This window comes from Buttiauxella gaviniae ATCC 51604 (assembly GCF_001654835.1).
Lineage (GTDB): Bacteria > Pseudomonadota > Gammaproteobacteria > Enterobacterales > Enterobacteriaceae > Buttiauxella > Buttiauxella gaviniae.
Genome location: NZ_LXEP01000044.1, coordinates 43,681 through 61,538, shown reverse-complemented (window position 1 = coordinate 61,538; position 17,858 = coordinate 43,681). Strand labels below are relative to the sequence as shown.

Here is a 17,858-nt window from a genome sequence, read left to right as displayed (position 1 = left end):
ATATCCAGCATTCATCCTTTCTCGTAAGACACTGGTTGGTAACCGTTTGATGCTCTACAACAGCTGATCCACTTTTTCCTTAATGACGGATTGAACCAGGTTGCCTGAGGTTGCCCGTGTGCCCAAAAGCCGGCATTGGCGAGGATGAAGATGTAGGGTTGATAGTTTGCGAATCGCTCCCACTAAGACCAGCCACGGTATCGCTAGTCCCAAGGCCGGCAACCGTATCACTGCCGAGCAAGTCGACTGTGCCTGTTTGCTGGCTACTGCTCGATGAACTGCCTGAACTCGTATTACTTGCGCCAGAATTCATCGTTAATTGCGCGAACGCCGCTGTGGTAACCAGAGATAGCACTACGGTCAAAATAATCTTTTTCATCAGTTGTTCCTCATCCAGTACCCTTAGTTGTATCCATAGTACGGAATAAAAGAGTGGCTTTTTGTCCCTATACTATTTCACGCATACAGGTAAATGAGCGGATTTCAGAACAACGGGATAGCTAATACATGCGTGTACAATCCATGTCATCAAAGCAACTTCAGTGTAGCCCAGCGCCTTGTGTCACGGGTTATTTTTTCATCCATTGACCGTTAATGCCGCGCACGTACTCACCCGGTTGTGCTCTTGCCACCAGCTTCTGCCCGGCCAATTCTGCGACCTGGTTTGCTGAGATATTGTTGCTGTCTGCCAGTTTCTGATAATTTTCCGCCCGCGCTTCATTAATGCTTTTCACCAACGCCAGCGTCTCTTTATCTTGTTTGATTGGCGCAACATAACCGCTTAATGTCTCTCCCACTCGCCCTTGCTGGCGTGCTTCCGACAGGGTTAATGCCAATGTCTGTTGGCTAAATAAGATGCTTGCCAGTAAAACACTCTTAACGATTTTGCTCATGAGCTTCACTCCTGGCCAAACAAATCGCTGCGGTTTTTAAGCAACGTTTCAACGTCTTTATCTACTTTAATATGAATCTCATGCTCGATTTTCACGTTCATATTAATGGTGATAGGTTCTTTTGGCGCCGCGACTTCAATACGCGGCGTGCATCCCGTTAACCCAGCAATCCCTGGCACCAGGAGCATAGCGATGACGATTTTCATTGTGTTTCCTCACAAGCTTTATCGCGAGTCTGGCAGCGCACATCCGGCAGTTCGGTATGTTGCTCAAGCCAGGATTGCAAATTGTCCCCAAAACGCAGGCTGCGCCAAAGCGTAAAGAGGTTTTCCTGATGGCTGTAGTTCAGCCGCACTTCATTCCTTTTCCCTTCAACCTGGCTTGTGCCCCGCACATTCGCCCGCAAAGTTAGCACGCCAAGATTATCTAAATTGATATCTGTCCAGGAATGAGAAATCTCCATATAACGCAGCCAGTTAACTGCAACACCTGCAGCAATATTGTTCTCAACAATGGCATCAGCCATATCTTTATCCAGCCGCAATGTCAGTGGCCCCGGGTTTGTCAGCCAGCCATCTTTAATGATCCATTGTGGATGGTTAAGCCACAGCGGCAAGGCACCATTCACACGCCCGGACATAGTGAACTGCTTGGGATTGACCGCAGTAATCAATTCGCTCGACGAGATATTTTCTAAGCGTAGCAAGGCTGCATCGCGTTGCGGCAGGCGTAATTGTTGCACACGCATTTTGCCGCCCAGAATATCGACATTCACGTTACTGAGCGTCAACGGCTGCGTGTCACTCCACGGATACCAGCCTTCGAGGTCAGCAGTGATATTCGACGAGGTCACCTGGTTTTTAACTTCCGCGATACGCAAGGTCACCGGGCCGTCTGTTCCCAGTTGCCATGTGCTGTTGCCAAAGCGGAATGGCAGCACAAAGTCGACACCGTTAATTTGGTTATCCGGCATCCAGACGCTGCCACTTTTCACCACGCCATGGCCACCGGCTTCAAACCCTTGCCCTGCGGCTGCGGAAAAGGCCACCTGTGAATAGAGCGAGCCATCTTTTAAAGTCATTTTCCAGTCAGCGGGGATAAGCGGCTGGAATACTGTCAGTCCTTGCTGTGGCCACCACGCATTACCGCGCAGGCGCACACCATCCCAGCGACCACTCACACGTACCGGGCCAATACTCCCTGCGTGCAGGTCACCTTTATACTGGAATGAAGAAGGATCTTTGCCCGTGACGCTAAAGGTTAATGTTGACGGCGGTAACGTACTGCCACCGCTGAAAGTCGTTTCTCCCGCATTGAGGATAAACGCGCCGTCAAAAGTAGGAGCTGTTTGCGCACGCTGCCAGTGTAAAGGCCTCTCCAGTTTCAAACGTGGTTCAGTGACCAGCAATGAGCCATACTCAAGCTTATCAAAGCCGGTAGAAAGCGAGCTAAGTTCAATCACGCTGTCGCGCCACTCTCCTTGCCCACGCACATCCCACTTTGCCTGCATCGGGGTAAACTCACCCTTGCCCCAATACTTCCACCGCCATAACCCAGCATCTGGCAAAAAGTCATTCGCTTTGCCATCCAGATGCAACACGAAATTACCCCTTTGGTTTTCGTGTGCGCGAACTATCGCCTGCAACCGCCCATCAACACCGCGTTGCGTGACACTGACTCCCGCCAGTGGCCAACGAATTTCGTCAACATCGATAGAGTCGATGACACGCCCACGCGAACGCAGTAGAGCGCCTGGACGGAACAATAATTTAGGATCGGCAATCGCCCCGCTAATTTCACCCGGCAGCACTGCGTAAAACACCATGCCATCTTGTTTTGCTTCACCGGTTAATTGCATCGGCAAGGAGCTGTTGATCAAGCTGAGCTTACCGGGACCAATATTTAGCACCGCGTTAGCTTTCCCGGCGCTACCTTGCGTGACGACGTTCATACGCCCGCTGATTAAGGCCTTTTCCAGCCCTTGCTTCCAGTCATCAATCCGTAAAGCAATGCCACCACGCAGCGGGAACCCAGCATAGGGCCAGAACCACTGCCCACCATTGACTTCAAAAATGTTCTCACTGATGGTCCATGGCAGCGTCATTAATGCCTCAGGTGCAGCTGGGTTCTTCAGTGAGAATGTACCCTGATCATCGTTCCAGTTCAGAATGACATCGACTAATTCTGGCTCTTGTGGAATGCGTAATTTAGTCGCGAGATGGCCCTGTTCAGGCAGTTCATCGGTAAGTGGAGGTAAGGTAACGGTGCCGACAAGTTCCAGCGGGTCCATGCCCGCAAACGCCTGAATTTTCAACTTTTGCAGATCGAGCATTTGACCGTTTAGCTGAGCATCAACGCTGAGCGATGGGCCTTGGTAATGAACCGTTTGCCGCTGCGGCGTTAACGTTAAACGTAACCCCCCCGAGAACTGTTGAAAGGGCGTTACATTGACCCTATCTATAGTAAGCAGGCTTTCAGGCAGCAGTGATTGCCACTCGGCCAAAGTGCGCGGTGCGGCTGGGCCAGATTCGTCGAGAGGAATTTTACTCAGGCAATCAACGTTAAGATTGAGCGTATCAAGGTGAATGCGCCAGCGTTTGGGGTGGCTAAGAGTGGCATCTTTTATCGTCGCCAGTTCGCAATCTCCGGCAAGATAACGCAAATCAGGAACGATTATCGCACCACGCGTAAATCGTGGGCTGGCTTCCATAGCAATGCGTGTCCCTTGCGGCAGCCAGATACCGGCAAGCGTTGGCAGCCAATGGGCTATAGTCATCAGAAGCGTTAACGGCAGCAGAATGAGTATTAGTACCAACGCAATAATGGCTTTGTATTTACCCTTCATGGGTGGTTAATATCCTGATTCTGCGACAATTATGTGCCCATTTAAACAACATATGCGATCATTCTTGCATTATTTGGACCGGGCGTGAAGGTCGTGCCTGGTATAAGCGTAGCCAACCTTGAGTTAGCAGTAGAATTTCATGCTTGAAAATAAATTTTAATATTTGTAAGAATATTTTAATCGTGATAATTTTACATCAATATCATTCTGGAGATAAGTCTCATGAAACTGGCAGTGTATAGCACAAAACAGTACGACAAAAAGTATCTGGAGCAGGTTAACAATGAATACGGCTTTGATCTTGAATTTTTCGACTTCCTGCTAACCGAAAAAACAGCCAAAACTGCGCATGGTTGCGATGGTGTTTGTATCTTCGTGAATGACGATGGTAGCCGCCCTGTTCTCGAAGAGCTCAAAAGGCACGGTGTGAAATTTATCGCATTGCGATGCGCGGGCTTTAACAACGTCGATCTCGACGCTGCAAAAGAGTTAGGCCTGCCGGTGGTGCGCGTTCCCGCTTATTCACCAGAAGCCGTAGCTGAACATGCACTCGGCATGATGATGTGCCTGAACCGTCGTATTCACCGCGCTTACCAGCGTACCCGTGATGCGAACTTCTCTCTTGAAGGGCTGACTGGTTTCACCATGTACGGCAAAACCGCCGGTGTGATTGGCACGGGTAAGATTGGTATTGCCGCGCTGAGAATTTTAAAAGGCTTCGGCATGCGCTTGCTGGCGTTCGATCCGTACCCAAGTGCTGCAGCACTTGAACTGGGTGTGGAATATGTCGATTTGCCAACGCTGTTTGCGCAGTCCGATGTTATTTCACTGCACTGTCCTCTGACGCCTGAGAACTATCATTTACTTGACCAGGCTGCATTTGCACAGATGAAAGATGGCGTGATGATTATTAACACCAGCCGTGGCGCTTTGATTGATTCACAAGCCGCTATTGATGCACTGAAAAATCAAAAAATCGGTGCGTTAGGTATGGATGTGTATGAAAACGAACGTGATCTGTTCTTTGAAGATAAATCTAACGATGTCATTCAGGATGATGTATTCCGCCGCCTGTCTGCCTGCCATAACGTGCTGTTTACTGGCCACCAGGCATTCCTGACCGCGGAAGCATTAACCAGCATTTCCGAGACGACGCTAGAAAACTTACGCCAGTTAGAGAATGGCGAGCCTTGTGTTAATCAGGTGAGTTAATCAATGGCGGATGGCGCAACGTCATCCGCCATTTTTAAGATTATACCCAGTGGATGAATCCATAAATTTGCTACAATCCCCAGCAACTCATTGATGACATGAATAACTTAAGGACAAGAGATGAAAAAATTAGCTGCAGTAGCGCTGGCTGCAATGGTACTGGCCGGCTGCGCACAATCAGGCGATAAATCGGCAGTTACCGCACAAGACCTGCAACACCACCGCTATGTTCTGCAAAGTGTTGACGGCAAGCCATTAACCGGCATTGATCGCACTCCAGAACTGAGTTTCGGTGAGAACATGCACATTGCAGGCAGCATGTGTAACCGCTTTATGGGCCAGGCGACGCTTGAAGGCGATACGCTGAAAGCGAAAGGTCTGGGAATGACCATGATGATGTGTGCAGAACCGCAGCTTAATGGGCTGTATCACATGATTAACGACATGCTGACTACAGGCGCAAAAGTTGACTTAGCTCCGCAACAACTGACGCTCAAAACCAGCCAGCATACCTTAGTTTATAAACTGGCCGATCTGGTCAACTGATTAGGCTAGTACGCCCCACAAGTTCCGGCGGCAAGCGCATTTTCACTACAGCGTTTGCCGTTCGGCATCGCGCACATACCGATTGCCGAACCATCAAGTTGACGAGCAACACTCAACGTCCCACCAATCATTGCACAACTCGCCTGCCCTTGATTTGACATTGCTGCACGCATACCAGGCGGTACGTGAGCTGCAGTGGCTTGTTGAGGTGGTTCACTACTACATGCCGACAATAACAGTGCGGCAAATCCCGCTAAAAACGCAGCTCGCATTACTCTTCTCCCCCTGAACGTTGCAAAACCTAAGAATCATAAGCGCAGGCGTTGCGTTACGTCGAGGCCGTAACGCCATAAAATGTGTGTGATTTTGCAATAGGGATCACTTTATTGCACAAAACATAACCACCCGCCCCTTTTGACGACTTGAATCAAGGTTCAACACAGGACACAAAAGCGAAAATCACCTTCTGTGGGCTTTGCTAGAATTAAAAGATTATTCTTCGATTCGCGTAGGTATGCGGGTCTATTCGTTTTCATTTATACCTGAGCTACTTGAAGGGTGACTGGTATATTGCGCAATGTAAGGGTGTCTCCATGATCACAATCGACGGCAACGGTGCAGTCGCGTCAGTGGCGTTTCGCGCCAGTGAAGTCATTGCCATCTACCCGATTACTCCCAGCTCAACCATGGCAGAACTTGCTGATGCATGGTCAGGGGACGGTCGCAAAAACGTGTGGGGCGATACGCCACGCGTTGTAGAAATGCAGTCTGAAGCTGGTGCAATCGCTGCCGTTCATGGCGCGCTGCAAACCGGCGCACTTTCCACATCATTTACGTCATCGCAGGGTTTACTGCTGATGATCCCGACACTCTACAAACTGGCCGGGCAACTGACGCCGTTTGTATTGCATGTGGCTGCGCGTACTGTTGCCACCCACGCGCTCTCGATTTTTGGTGACCATTCAGATGTGATGGCGATTCGCCAGACCGGTTGTGCAATGCTGTGCGCCAGCAGTGTTCAGGAAGCACAAGACTTCGCGCTGATTTCGCATATCGCCACCCTGAAGAGTCGCGTGCCATTTATTCATTTCTTCGATGGTTTCCGTACATCACATGAAATCAATAAAATTGTCCCGATGGCTGACAGCACCATTCTGGAATTGCTGCCGCAAAAAGAGATTGATGAACACCGCGCTCGGGCATTGAACCCAGAGCATCCGGTGATTCGTGGTACCTCCGCTAATCCGGATACTTATTTCCAATCCCGCGAAGCCAGTAACCTGTGGTACGACGCGGTGTATGAACACGTTGAGCTGGCAATGAACAGCTTTGCGGCAACAACGGGGCGCCAGTATCGCCCGTTTGAATATTACGGCCACCCGCAAGCCGAACGCGTGATTATCCTGATGGGTTCTGCCATCGGCACCTGTGAAGAAGTCGTCGACGAATTACTGACGCGCGGCGAAAAAGTCGGCGTGCTGAAAGTTCGCCTGTTCCGCCCTTTCTCTGCCGACCATTTATTAGAAGTGTTGCCAGAAAGCGCACGCCAGATTGCTGTGCTCGACCGCACCAAAGAACCCGGTGCGCTGGCAGAGCCGCTGTATCTCGACGTGATGACCTCTCTTGCCGAAGCCTTCAACCGTGGCGAGCGCGAAACGCTGCCGCGCGTGATTGGCGGGCGTTATGGCCTCTCTTCCAAAGAGTTTGGCCCGGACTGCGTGCTGGCGGTGTTTAACGAACTGAACCAAGCCAAACCGCGCCCACGCTTTACGGTCGGTATTTACGACGACGTCACTAATTTATCCCTGCCATTGCCAGAAAACACCCTGCCAAACCGCGCAAAACTCGAAGCGCTGTTCTACGGTCTTGGCAGCGACGGCAGCGTGTCTGCCACCAAAAACAACATCAAAATCATCGGTAACTCGACGCCGTTCTTCACCCAGGGTTATTTCGTCTATGACTCGAAAAAGGCAGGCGGCCTAACGGTTTCCCACCTGCGCGTCAGCGAGCAGCCGATTAACTCGACCTACCTGATTGATAAAGCTGATTTTGTCGGCTGCCACCAGTTGCAGTTTATCGACAAATATCAAATGACCGAACGCCTGAAACCGGGCGGTATCTTCTTGCTGAACACACCTTATGGCGCAGATGAAGTGTGGCACCGCCTGCCGCAAGAAGTTCAGGCGGTTCTGAACCAGCGAAAAGCCCGTTTCTTTGTAGTGAACGCGGCGAAAATCGCCCGTGAATGCCAGCTTGGCGCGCGTATCAACACCGTTATGCAGATGGCGTTCTTCCATCTCACCAACATTCTGCCGGGCGACAGCGCACTGGTGGAACTGCAAGGTGCGATTGCTAAAAGTTACAGCAGCAAAGGCCAGGAACTGGTCGAGCGCAACTGGCAGGCATTAGCCTTAGCCCGTGAATCACTGGCTGAAGTGACCTTGCAGGAAGTGAATGAAAGCAGCCCGATGCGCCCACCGGTGGTTTCCGATGCAGCACCGGATTTCGTCAAAACCGTGACCGCTGCCATGCTCGCGGGCCTTGGGGATGCGCTGCCTGTTTCTGCACTGCCACCAGACGGCACCTGGCTGATGGGCACCACGCAGTGGGAAAAACGCAACATCGCCGAAGAAATTCCTATCTGGAAGCCGGACATTTGTACCCAGTGTAACCACTGCGTTGCCGCCTGCCCGCACTCGGCGATTCGCGCCAAAGTCGTACAGCCTGAAGCGATGGAAAACGCCCCTTCCGCCTTGCAGTCGCTGGATGTGAAATCCCGCGATATGCGCGGGCAGAAATACGTGCTGCAGGTAGCACCGGAAGATTGCACCGGCTGTAATTTGTGTGTCGAAGTTTGCCCGGCAAAAGATCGCCAGAACCCGGAAATCAAGGCCATCAATATGATGTCGCGCCTTGAGCACGTTGAAGAAGAAAAAGAAAATTACGACTTCTTCCTCAGTCTGCCGGAAATGGACCGCACCAGCCTTGAGCGCATTGATATCCGTACTTCGCAGCTGCTTCAACCGCTGTTTGAATACTCCGGAGCCTGTTCCGGCTGTGGCGAAACGCCGTACATTAAATTGCTGACTCAGTTGTATGGCGACCGCATGTTAATTGCCAACGCCACGGGTTGCTCGTCAATTTATGGCGGTAACCTGCCGTCAACGCCATACACCACCGACGGCAACGGACGCGGTCCGGCGTGGGCAAACTCACTGTTTGAAGACAACGCCGAATTTGGCCTCGGTTTCCGCCTGACCGTCGATCAACACCGCGCCCGCGTGATGCGCCTGGTTGGTAAGTTTGCTGACAAACTGCCTGCTGAACTGAACGAACAGCTTCATGCTGAGGCCACACCAGAAGTGCGCCGCGAACAGGTTATCGAACTGCGCAAACATCTGGCAGATATCGACGACCCGGACGCGCGCCAGCTCATCACCGATGCCGATGCAATGGTTGATAAATCTATCTGGCTGATTGGCGGTGACGGCTGGGCGTATGACATCGGCTTTGGCGGCTTAGATCACGTGCTTAGCCTGACCGAAAACGTCAATATTCTGGTGCTTGATACGCAGTGTTATTCCAACACGGGCGGCCAGGCATCCAAAGCCACGCCGTTAGGCGCGGTGACGAAATTTGGCGAACACGGCAAGCGTAAAGCACGTAAAGATCTCGGCGTCAGCATGATGATGTACGGGCATGTTTATGTGGCGCAGATTTCACTCGGCGCGCAGCTTAACCAGACGGTGAAAGCCATTCAGGAAGCAGAAGCCTATCCCGGCCCGTCACTGATTATCGCCTACAGCCCATGTGAGGAACATGGTTATGATTTGGCACTCAGTCACGATCAGATGCGCCAGTTGACCGCGACCGGCTTCTGGCCACTTTATCGCTTCGACCCACGTCGTGCCGATGAAGGTAAATTGCCGCTGGCACTCGACTCTCGCCCACCGTCTGATGCATTGGCTGATACGTTAATGAAAGAGCAACGTTTCCGCCGACTCAATGCGCAACAACCGGAAGTCGCCGAGCAGTTGTGGAAAGATGCTGCCGTCGATTTGCAAAAACGCTACGACTTCCTGGCGCAGATGGCAGGTAAAGCGGAAAAGGCTGACAGCGAGTAACCGCTTTGTTTCGCGCTTATCTTCCACTCAATAATAGAGTGAAGGTAAGCGCGAAAATCATTTCAAAACGATATTTCAATTTAACCAGCATCATGATTCATAAATGAGCACCACCTCGCCTTTTTTATATTAACGGTATGTTATATCTCAGTTAATCATTCGAAAAAGGAAAGGTTATGTTAGGTCGCTCTCTGCTTGCTAGTTCGATATTACTGTCCATGTGTGGTGCCGCGCAGGCACTACCTGAATTTCCCGTCTGGCCCCAGGGTGAAGCACCGGGTGCAAAAAACAGTCCGGTTAAACAAGAAACGGTCGACAGACGCAAGGATGGCGGGCTGGCTGACCGCGCGGTAACAGGTATTCGTTCCCCAACCATCACCGCTTATTTGCCTAAAAAACCCAATGGTGTGGCGTTATTAGTCACGCCTGGCGGTTCCTACCAACGCGTGGTTCTGGACAAAGAAGGCAGTGATCTGGTCCCCATTTTCAATGCCCAGGGCTACACCCTGTTTGTGATGACTTACCGTATGCCGGCTGATGGACATGCGGAAGGCTCAGATTCGCCGCTGGTCGATGCTCAGCGGGCCATTCGCACCCTGCGTGCCGATGCTGAAAAGTGGAAAATCGATCCTCACCGCATTGGCGTGCTGGGGTTTTCGGCAGGCGGGCATGTCGCCGCAAGCTTGGGGACGCGCTACAACGAGTCCGTTTACCCGGCAACGGATGAAACAGACAAACTCAGTGCGCGCCCTGACTTTATGGCGCTGATGTATCCGGTGATCACCATGCAGGAAAGCATCGCTCATCCGGGATCGCGCAAAGCCCTGATTGGTGAGAAACCCACACCTGAGCAAATAAAGAAATATTCACCGGAGCAAAATGTGACGGCCCAGACGCCACCAACGTTTATCGTTCATGCGGTGGATGACCCTTCCGTGCCGGTTGATAACAGCCTGGTAATGTTCTCGGCCTTACGCGCCCAGCACGTTCCGGTGGAAATGCATCTTTTCCAGGAAGGTAAACATGGGTTTGGGATCCGCGGTACGGTCGGTTTACCTGCTGCCAGCTGGCCGGAATTATTGATGAACTGGATTAAGGCGTTGCCCGCTTCTGAATAATTCGAGTTGCAGCCAGGCGACAAGGGAACATAGCCAACACGGCTGCAACTCGAGGTAAGACGGGAATTACTTGAAGCTTATACGCACGATATCATCCGGGCTGGTCGGCTCTTTTTCGCGACTGCCCGGTTGTTTCACGCTGACAAACAGCTGCTGCCCATCAGTAGACAACGCAAGGCTATTTGGCAATGCAGGTGTGTCGATAGTCTCCAGCACTTTGTAGCTCCTCGCATCAATCACGCTGACTTTACCGGCTTTACGATGCGTCACGTAGACTTCGTTGCGCGTCGGGTTAAACAACACGTCCAGACCCAGCGGCACATCCACTTTGTTCAGCACTTTGCTGGTTTTGGTATCCACAACCAGTAGCTGCGGTGTCTTGGAATCGCTGACAAACGCGCGGTTATTAGCGGTATCCAGCGCAATATTCAGATAGAAATGCTCGCCTTCGGTGTCCAGTTTGGTGCGCGAGATAACCTTATTGGTTTTGCTGTCGATAACGATAAATTCGTTGTCGGCGTTAGTCATGTAAATGCGTGATGCTTGCGCATCAATCGCCAGCCCCGCCGCCATTTTGCCGAGATCTTTAATGGTATCGCGCAATTCAAGCGTTGCTCCATCAATCACCCACAGCACGCTGGACTCACCCAACCCGCCCATATACAGCGTGTTGGTGGCCTCGTTAACCACTAGCTGGCGCGGCATCAGCGGGCGCACGGTTTCGGTACGTTTGGTTTCATCCACCACAAGCGTTTTAATCACATCACCGGTTTTGCTGTTAATCGCCGTCACCGCACTACTGGTGGTGTTTCCGAGGAACAGCGTGCCTGTTGTTTTATTGAGGGCCACACCGAACGGTTTCAGGTTGTTATGAATAGCCTGAGTCACTTCGAGCGTTGCCGGGTCAAGGCGATAAACCACCCCGCCTTTATCCAGTTTGCGGCTTTGGGAAGTGGCAACGTACAGCGCGGATTGGTCTGCGCTATAGGCCATTTCATACGCACCTTTGCCAACGGGTTTTCTTTCAACCGTGAATGAGGTATCGGCAAACAGTGAACTGGAAAACAGCAGGCTGGAGAGCATTAAAGCAGGCAATGCACGCAGGCGGGTTTGTGGTAAAGCAGACATAAATATCCTTATCAATAGCACGGACAAACCCTTTGCTAACAGGACGTTAGCAAAGGGTGAAAATACCATTGATAATTATTATCATTTATAAATGAGAAAGTAAATCATTACACCTGCAAATAAACCACCTGGGTTTGCAGATACTCGTTCAAACCGTGGCGGCCATCGGCACCACCGATTCCGGACTTGCGCCAGCCCGCATGGAAGCCCTGCATCGCTTCAAAGTTTTCACGGTTAATGTAGGTTTCGCCGAATTTCAGCCCTTTAATCGCCTTCATCGCGACATTTAAATCACGTGTATAAACCGAAGATGTCAGGCCATAATCGCTGTCATTTGCCATTTCAAGCGCCTGCTCCAGCGTTTCAAAGGTGGTGACGGGCAGCACCGGGCCGAAAGTTTCGTCATGCATGATGGCCATATCCTGGCGCACATCCACCAGCAGCGTTGGCGGGTAGAAATACCCTTTCCCTTCTGGCGCTTTACCACCCAGCACCACGCGTGCGCCTTCGCTAACAGCTCGCGCCACTTTCTGCTCGACACGCTCAAGTGCGGCGGCGTTAATCAACGGCCCCATCGACACATCGTTACGCTCGCCGGTATCACCAAAACTCACCTGTTTGAACGCTTCGCTCAGGCGGGTAATAAATTCGTCGTAAATACCTTTTTGCACATACACGCGTTCCGCACAGTTGCACACCTGGCCGGTGTTGATCATGCGTGAATCGACAATCGCTTTCACGGCGATATCAAGGTCAGCATCGTCCATCACAATGGCAGGCGCTTTGCCGCCAAGCTCAAGGCACACTTTGGTGATGTTTTTAGACGCCGCCGCCATGATTTTTTCACCCGCGCCAACGCTCCCGGTCATGCTAACCATCGCGACTTTCGGGTTACCCGCCAGTTCTTGCCCTACCGTTTCACCGCGCCCCAACACCAGGTTAAACACCCCTTTTGGCAGCCCGATATCATGGACAATCTCGGCAAAAGCGATGGCGTTATTTGGCGTAAATTCGCTGGGTTTGATAACGATAGTGTTGCCGGTAATCAGCGCTGGCGCGAGTTTGCGGGCAATCAGGAAGAACGGGAAGTTCCACGGCAAAATCCCGGTAGTCACGCCAAGCGCACGTTTGAACACCAGAATGTTTTCACCCGGGCGGTCACTTTGCAGAATTTCACCTTCGTAACGACGCGCCCACTCAGACATATAATCGAGATAATCTGCGGTGAAGGCCACTTCCACTTCAGCCAACTGTTGGGTTTTTCCGCCTTCCGCAACAATCAGTGCGCTGATGGTTTTTGCACGCTCACGAATACCGGCAGAGATCTTACGCAACCACCCTGCGCGCTCAATGGCGGGTAGCGCTTCCCAACCGGCCTGTGCTTTATGCGCCGCATCAATGGCATCACGAGCGTGTTTCGCGTCTGCGTCAGGAATGCGAGAAATCAGTTCTTCTGTTGCAGGGTTAATCACATCAATCCACTGCTCGCCCTGCCACTGAACAAATTGACCATCAATATACATCGGGTGTTGTACAGGTGCTGTCATGACCGGCTCCTTTGTGTTTGCTGTTTTATTGTTTCAAATATGTAAAATACATGTGAACACTTTAGGTTTATAAAACAGCTAACCGGGCAATATGGTGATGAACTGTGATGGTTCTCAATAAAAATGGCTGAAAAGAACGTTTTTTTGGGAATGGCTGAAAACTGAAAATGACCGTTTTCAGCATGCGGGTAGGAAAACGGTCATCAAAGGGGAATTACAGCAGCTCGCGAGCAGTCGGATAGTCGGTGATCAGCACGTCGATATAACCGCCGTGTAGCGCACCACGAATGGCATTGGCTTTGTCATTCCCGCCTGCAAGTGCCACCACATGCGGGCAGTCCCGAACCTGGCTCAGTTCCATACCGATAACCGGATCTTCTTCTTTGCTCAAAACCGGCTCGCCCTGCGCATTGAAATAATGCAGGCAGATATCCCCTACCGCACCGCGTTCAGCCAGCGTTTTCAGCATCGCTTCACCATAATAGTTGCCCGAATTTTTCAGCAACTGGGACGGCTCAAGCTCACCGATACCGAGAATAGCCACGTCCACTTCGGCGAATTTATTCACCACTTCGGCGACATCGTCGCTGGCGACCAGTTTTGCTCGCTCTTCAACGGAATGCTCAATACTTTGCGATGGCAGCAGCCAGGCCGGGCAATCCAGTTGCGCCGCCAGGTTTTGCGTCAGAATGGTTGCTTGCACGTTACCGTTCGGCCCCACGCCACCGAGCAGTTGAATCACGCCGCGCGCTTTAATGCTCTGCGGGTGCAGCTCATCGACCATTGCACGAATGGTGGAACTCCAGGAGGAAATCCCCACCAGATCGTTTGGCCGTAAACGCGTTTCCACATAATGCGCCGCCGCGCTGCCTATCGCATGTTTGATTTGCGAGGCGGGCGCTGACTCATCGACATCCACCACAATCGCCTGGCGAATACCGTATTTTTTCTCCAGCGCCTGTTCGAGCGAGAGAAAAATATTGGCGGGCTGGATAACACTGATTTTTACCACGCCTTCTTTTTGGCAACGTGTGATAGCGCGTGAGACAAATGACTGCGACAGGTGCAATAGCCCGGCAATCTCCGACTGCTTCATCCCTTCTACAAAGTAGAGCGTCGCGATCTTGACCAACAAACGTTGTTCGTCCTGCTTTGACATAAGCGCCTCCTGATTCTCTACCTGATATTTTTATTCAAGCCTGCATAAATAACAAGACAGCATTCCTTTTGCCGTTAATTCGTACGATTTGTGATCACATTCGCCTTTTTATCATTTTGCTCAATTCCGCATGGACAGAACCATAATCGCGGCATATCGTTACATTGAATAATAAATCATGTTTGAATATATATTCAATGTGGAGATAAAAATGAAATTTACCCTACTGAAGACCTCGCTCGTTGCCGCTCTATTTGCTTCATCTGCCAGCCTGTATGCCGCTGATAACGGGCTGATTGCCATTATTACCCCATCGCACGACAACCCATTCTTTAAAGCTGAAGCCGATGGCGCGATGGCGAAGGCAAAAGAGCTGGGCTACACCACGCTGGTTGCCTCTCATGACGATGATGTAAACAAACAAAACCAGCTGATTGAAACCGCTATCGCCCGTAAAGCGAAAGCCATCATTCTGGATAACGCGGGAGCGGATGCCACCGTCGGCCCATTAGAAAAAGCCAAAGCCGCTGGAGTCCCTACTTTCCTTATCGATCGTGAAATCAACAAAACTGGCGTCGCCGTGGCGCAGATTGTTTCCAATAACTACCAGGGCGCACAACTAGGGGCAGAGAAATTTGCCAAATTGCTCAACGGCAAAGGCAAATACGTTGAATTGCTGGGCCGCCAGTCAGACACCAATGCCCACGTGCGTTCGCAGGGCTATCACGACATTCTCGACGACTACCCGGATATGAAAATGGTGGCGCAGCAAACCGCAAACTGGAGTCAGACCGAAGCCTTCACCCGCATGGAATCCATCTTACAAACTCAACCTGACATCGTCGGTGTGATTTCGGGTAACGACACTATGGCCCTGGGTGCAGAAGCCGCCTTAAAAGCCGCCGGGAAAACCAATGTCATCGTGGTGGGTTTTGACGGTAGCGACTATGTACGCGACTCGATTATCGCCAAGAGCAATATCAAAGCCACCGTGCTGCAACCCGGTTGGGAACAAGCACAAATGGCCGTGGTGCAAGCCGATTTCTACCTGAAAAACGGTAAACCGCAATTGCAGGAAAAACAGCTGATGGACTGCGTGTTAATTGACGACAGCAATGCCAATCAGCTGAAAACCTTCAAGCTGGCTAAGTAATCCGGGAGGCTGTATGTCGCTCAAACAATGGGGTATTGGCCTGTTATGTTGCAGTGCCCTGTTGCTCACTGCCTGCCGGGTGGTGGATCTGGATGAAAACGGGCAACCGATTATTCCTCCCGATCCGAATGCGAAAGCGAGTTTCGCAAACCAGACACCCACGCAGATAGCGCAACAAACCTGGAACAGCAAAGTGATGACGCCCGCGCAGAGCCATGCGCTGGATAGCAGCACGCTGAAAACCCGTGCCGCCAGCGCCAATAACGAAAGCGTATTCGTGAAAGTTCAGGGCAAAGTCGACAGCGTTTCTCTGGATAACGAACGTGAACGCACATTGACCGTCACCGTTAATGATCAGCCACTGCAAGTGCAGGTCGGGCCGATGATTCGTGGTAACGCAATCCGTGATGCGACTGGCTACAAATTCGAAGTTTTCACCAACCAGGTGCAGTTCGCGCAGCTTTCAAAAGCCTATAACCGTGAAGCCGCAAAACACCTGCCAAAAGTTGATGAAAGCTGGCAGCAACAGCCCGTCACCGTGGTGATGGCCGTCACCCTGCGCAACGGCACACTGAGTGACGCAGCAGCTATTTCACTGGAACGGGGGCAACCATAATGTCGCAAGATCCAGTCATTCTGCGCACCCGTGGTATTTCGATGCTGTTCCCAGGCACCGTGGCGCTGGACAACATCGATTACAACGTCTGGCGCGGCAAAGTGAATGTCATCATCGGTGAAAACGGTGCGGGTAAATCGACGCTAATGAAGATTCTGGCGGGCGTTCAGCAACCAAGTCTGGGTGAGATTCGCCTGAACGGTGAAGTGGTGCAATTTAATAGCACCCGCCAGGCCGCCGCGCATGGCATCGGCATGGTTCACCAGGAGCTGAACCTGTTCGAAAACCTGACCGTTGCCGAAAACATTTTCCTCGGGCGCGAACTGCAACACGGTTTGTCGCCGATTGATGAGGCGACGCAACAGGCACGCAGCGCGGAATTGCTCAAACGCCTGGATCAGCCTATTTCCCCGAAAGAGATTGTGGCAAACCTGAAAGTTGGCCAACAGCAGCTGGTGGAAATCGCCAAAGCGCTGGCAGAAGACGCCGACATTTTAATTCTTGATGAACCGACTTCGGCATTAAGTAAAACCGAAGTGGAAATTCTGTTCCGGGTGATTCGCGAACTCACCCGCCAGGGCGTCACCATTATTTATATCTCCCACCGTCTGGAAGAGTTAATGGCGATTGGCGATGTGATAACCATTCTGCGCGATGGCAAATTCCAGGCCGAAGCGCAGGTCAGTGATATCGACGTGCCGTGGATTGTGCGCGAAATGTTGGGCAGCGAGCCGGTGTCCAGCTTCCTGAAACCCGGGCGTGATTTTGGCGCGGCTATTCTGGAAGCGGAACACATCACCTGCGTCAATTCCGCAGGAAACACGGTGGTTAACGATGTCAGCTTCCAGGTCCGTGCGGGCGAAATCGTCGGTATTTATGGGCTGATGGGGGCCGGTCGCACCGAATTGTTTGAGTGCTTACTGGGCACACAACGCAATTATCTGGGCAAATTATGGCTCGACAGCAAACCCGTGCCGCCGCGCCTTGCCACCGCCGAGCGCATTCGCATGGGCATGAGCCTGGTGCCGGAAGACCGTAAACGTACCGGGATTTTCCCGATATCCTCGGTCGCCAGCAACCTGACGATTGCCAGTTTATGGCGGCGTTTGCAGCGTGGTTTTGCGATTTCGCAAGCCGATGAAACAGCGGTGGTGGTCAGCACTATTGGCAACCTCTCCATCAAGGTTTCATCGCCGGATGTGGAAATTCAGGCGCTTAGCGGCGGGAACCAGCAAAAAGTGGTGATTGGCCGTTCACTGCTGACCAACCCGAAACTGCTGCTGCTCGATGAACCGACACGGGGAATAGACGTGGGTGCGAAAGCCGACGTGTTCCGCATGATGGTTCAGCTTTCCGAACAAGGGATTGCGGTGGTGTTTTCCACCTCCGATCTCAAAGAGATCATGGCGGTTTCCGACCGCATTCTGGTGATGTCAGGTGGGAAAATTACCGCTGATATTCCCCGCGAACACGCCGAAGAATCGGCATTGGTTTCCGCTAGTGCACAAGGGTTCTGA

The 17,858-nt window shown here is 51.7% G+C and carries 15 protein-coding genes; 7 read left to right on the top strand and 8 right to left on the bottom strand.

What is annotated here, in order from left to right; translation table 11 throughout:
* Positions 1-79: 79 nt before the first annotated feature.
* The 4 genes from M977_RS21320 to M977_RS21305 form a co-directional block, all read right to left on the bottom strand.
* Entirely contained in the window at positions 80-379 is a 300-nt protein-coding gene (locus M977_RS21320) for a hypothetical protein (protein WP_064518751.1), read from the bottom strand.
* 190 nt (positions 380-569) lie between these two features.
* Complete coding sequence (locus M977_RS21315; RefSeq protein ID WP_064518750.1) at positions 570-893, bottom strand: YdbL family probable chaperone protein; 324 nt, start codon at positions 891-893, stop codon at positions 570-572.
* Between the two features lie 5 nt (positions 894-898).
* On the bottom strand, positions 899-1,099 hold the full coding sequence (locus M977_RS21310; RefSeq protein ID WP_064518749.1) for a YnbE family lipoprotein: 201 nt from the start codon (positions 1,097-1,099) through the stop codon (positions 899-901).
* Positions 1,096-3,738: a YdbH family protein gene (locus tag M977_RS21305; protein WP_064518748.1), complete on the bottom strand. Its 2,643-nt coding sequence runs from the start codon at positions 3,736-3,738 to the stop codon at positions 1,096-1,098. Before M977_RS21305 ends, M977_RS21310 begins: the two co-directional genes overlap by 4 nt.
* A gap of 222 nt (positions 3,739-3,960) precedes the next feature.
* Here M977_RS21305 and M977_RS21300 point away from each other — a divergent pair, with 222 nt between their 5' ends.
* Both M977_RS21300 and hslJ read left to right on the top strand, forming a co-directional pair.
* Positions 3,961-4,950 carry a 2-hydroxyacid dehydrogenase gene (locus M977_RS21300; RefSeq protein WP_064518747.1) on the top strand — a complete coding sequence of 330 codons (990 nt, stop codon included), beginning with the start codon at positions 3,961-3,963 and terminating at the stop codon, positions 4,948-4,950.
* Positions 4,951-5,070: 120 nt separating this feature from the next.
* Positions 5,071-5,496, top strand: a complete 426-nt coding sequence (hslJ, locus tag M977_RS21295) for a heat shock protein HslJ (RefSeq protein ID WP_064518746.1) — start codon at positions 5,071-5,073, stop codon at positions 5,494-5,496.
* 5 nt (positions 5,497-5,501) lie between these two features.
* Here the strand turns inward: hslJ and M977_RS21290 are convergent, their stop codons facing one another.
* Complete coding sequence (locus M977_RS21290) at positions 5,502-5,768, bottom strand: putative hemolysin (RefSeq protein ID WP_034455667.1); 267 nt, start codon at positions 5,766-5,768, stop codon at positions 5,502-5,504.
* A gap of 321 nt (positions 5,769-6,089) precedes the next feature.
* Here M977_RS21290 and nifJ point away from each other — a divergent pair, with 321 nt between their 5' ends.
* Both nifJ and paeX read left to right on the top strand, forming a co-directional pair.
* A complete protein-coding gene (nifJ, locus tag M977_RS21285; protein ID WP_064518745.1) occupies positions 6,090-9,620 on the top strand; it encodes a pyruvate:ferredoxin (flavodoxin) oxidoreductase in 3,531 nt (1,176 codons plus the stop codon).
* A 176-nt stretch (positions 9,621-9,796) separates the two neighbouring features.
* Positions 9,797-10,738 carry a pectin acetylesterase PaeX gene (gene paeX, locus M977_RS21280; protein ID WP_064518744.1) on the top strand — a complete coding sequence of 314 codons (942 nt, stop codon included), beginning with the start codon at positions 9,797-9,799 and terminating at the stop codon, positions 10,736-10,738.
* Between the two features lie 66 nt (positions 10,739-10,804).
* Here the strand turns inward: paeX and yncE are convergent, their stop codons facing one another.
* From yncE to M977_RS21265, 3 genes are all read right to left on the bottom strand, one after another.
* A complete protein-coding gene (gene yncE, locus M977_RS21275) occupies positions 10,805-11,866 on the bottom strand; it encodes a 7-bladed beta-propeller protein YncE (RefSeq protein ID WP_064518743.1) in 1,062 nt (353 codons plus the stop codon).
* A gap of 107 nt (positions 11,867-11,973) precedes the next feature.
* Positions 11,974-13,413, bottom strand: coding sequence for an aldehyde dehydrogenase (gene aldA, locus M977_RS21270; RefSeq protein ID WP_064518742.1), 1,440 nt, complete (start codon positions 13,411-13,413; stop codon positions 11,974-11,976).
* 214 nt (positions 13,414-13,627) lie between these two features.
* Positions 13,628-14,572, bottom strand: coding sequence for a sugar-binding transcriptional regulator (locus tag M977_RS21265; RefSeq protein WP_064518741.1), 945 nt, complete (start codon positions 14,570-14,572; stop codon positions 13,628-13,630).
* Positions 14,573-14,783: 211 nt separating this feature from the next.
* Here M977_RS21265 and M977_RS21260 point away from each other — a divergent pair, with 211 nt between their 5' ends.
* Genes M977_RS21260 through M977_RS21250 form a run of 3 tightly spaced genes read left to right on the top strand, consistent with a single transcriptional unit; the run spans position 14,784 to position 17,858 of the window.
* Positions 14,784-15,725: a D-ribose ABC transporter substrate-binding protein gene (locus tag M977_RS21260; RefSeq protein ID WP_064518740.1), complete on the top strand. Its 942-nt coding sequence runs from the start codon at positions 14,784-14,786 to the stop codon at positions 15,723-15,725.
* 13 nt (positions 15,726-15,738) lie between these two features.
* Entirely contained in the window at positions 15,739-16,341 is a 603-nt protein-coding gene (locus M977_RS21255) for a DUF2291 family protein (RefSeq protein WP_064518739.1), read from the top strand.
* Positions 16,341-17,858: a sugar ABC transporter ATP-binding protein gene (locus M977_RS21250; protein ID WP_083962977.1), complete on the top strand. Its 1,518-nt coding sequence runs from the start codon at positions 16,341-16,343 to the stop codon at positions 17,856-17,858. Before M977_RS21255 ends, M977_RS21250 begins: the two co-directional genes overlap by 1 nt.

Bases quoted from the DNA above. Each gene is read 5' to 3' on its own strand.
- M977_RS21320 (WP_064518751.1), bottom strand. From the start codon at position 379: ATGAAAAAGATTATTTTGACCGTAGTGCTATCTCTGGTTACCACAGCG.
- M977_RS21315 (WP_064518750.1), bottom strand. From the start codon at position 893: ATGAGCAAAATCGTTAAGAGTGTTTTACTGGCAAGCATCTTATTTAGC.
- M977_RS21310 (WP_064518749.1), bottom strand. From the start codon at position 1,099: ATGAAAATCGTCATCGCTATGCTCCTGGTGCCAGGGATTGCTGGGTTA.
- M977_RS21305 (WP_064518748.1), bottom strand. From the start codon at position 3,738: ATGAAGGGTAAATACAAAGCCATTATTGCGTTGGTACTAATACTCATT.
- M977_RS21300 (WP_064518747.1), top strand. From the start codon at position 3,961: ATGAAACTGGCAGTGTATAGCACAAAACAGTACGACAAAAAGTATCTG.
- hslJ (WP_064518746.1), top strand. From the start codon at position 5,071: ATGAAAAAATTAGCTGCAGTAGCGCTGGCTGCAATGGTACTGGCCGGC.
- M977_RS21290 (WP_034455667.1), bottom strand. From the start codon at position 5,768: ATGCGAGCTGCGTTTTTAGCGGGATTTGCCGCACTGTTATTGTCGGCA.
- nifJ (WP_064518745.1), top strand. From the start codon at position 6,090: ATGATCACAATCGACGGCAACGGTGCAGTCGCGTCAGTGGCGTTTCGC.
- paeX (WP_064518744.1), top strand. From the start codon at position 9,797: ATGTTAGGTCGCTCTCTGCTTGCTAGTTCGATATTACTGTCCATGTGT.
- yncE (WP_064518743.1), bottom strand. From the start codon at position 11,866: ATGTCTGCTTTACCACAAACCCGCCTGCGTGCATTGCCTGCTTTAATG.
- aldA (WP_064518742.1), bottom strand. From the start codon at position 13,413: ATGACAGCACCTGTACAACACCCGATGTATATTGATGGTCAATTTGTT.
- M977_RS21265 (WP_064518741.1), bottom strand. From the start codon at position 14,572: ATGTCAAAGCAGGACGAACAACGTTTGTTGGTCAAGATCGCGACGCTC.
- M977_RS21260 (WP_064518740.1), top strand. From the start codon at position 14,784: ATGAAATTTACCCTACTGAAGACCTCGCTCGTTGCCGCTCTATTTGCT.
- M977_RS21255 (WP_064518739.1), top strand. From the start codon at position 15,739: ATGTCGCTCAAACAATGGGGTATTGGCCTGTTATGTTGCAGTGCCCTG.
- M977_RS21250 (WP_083962977.1), top strand. From the start codon at position 16,341: ATGTCGCAAGATCCAGTCATTCTGCGCACCCGTGGTATTTCGATGCTG.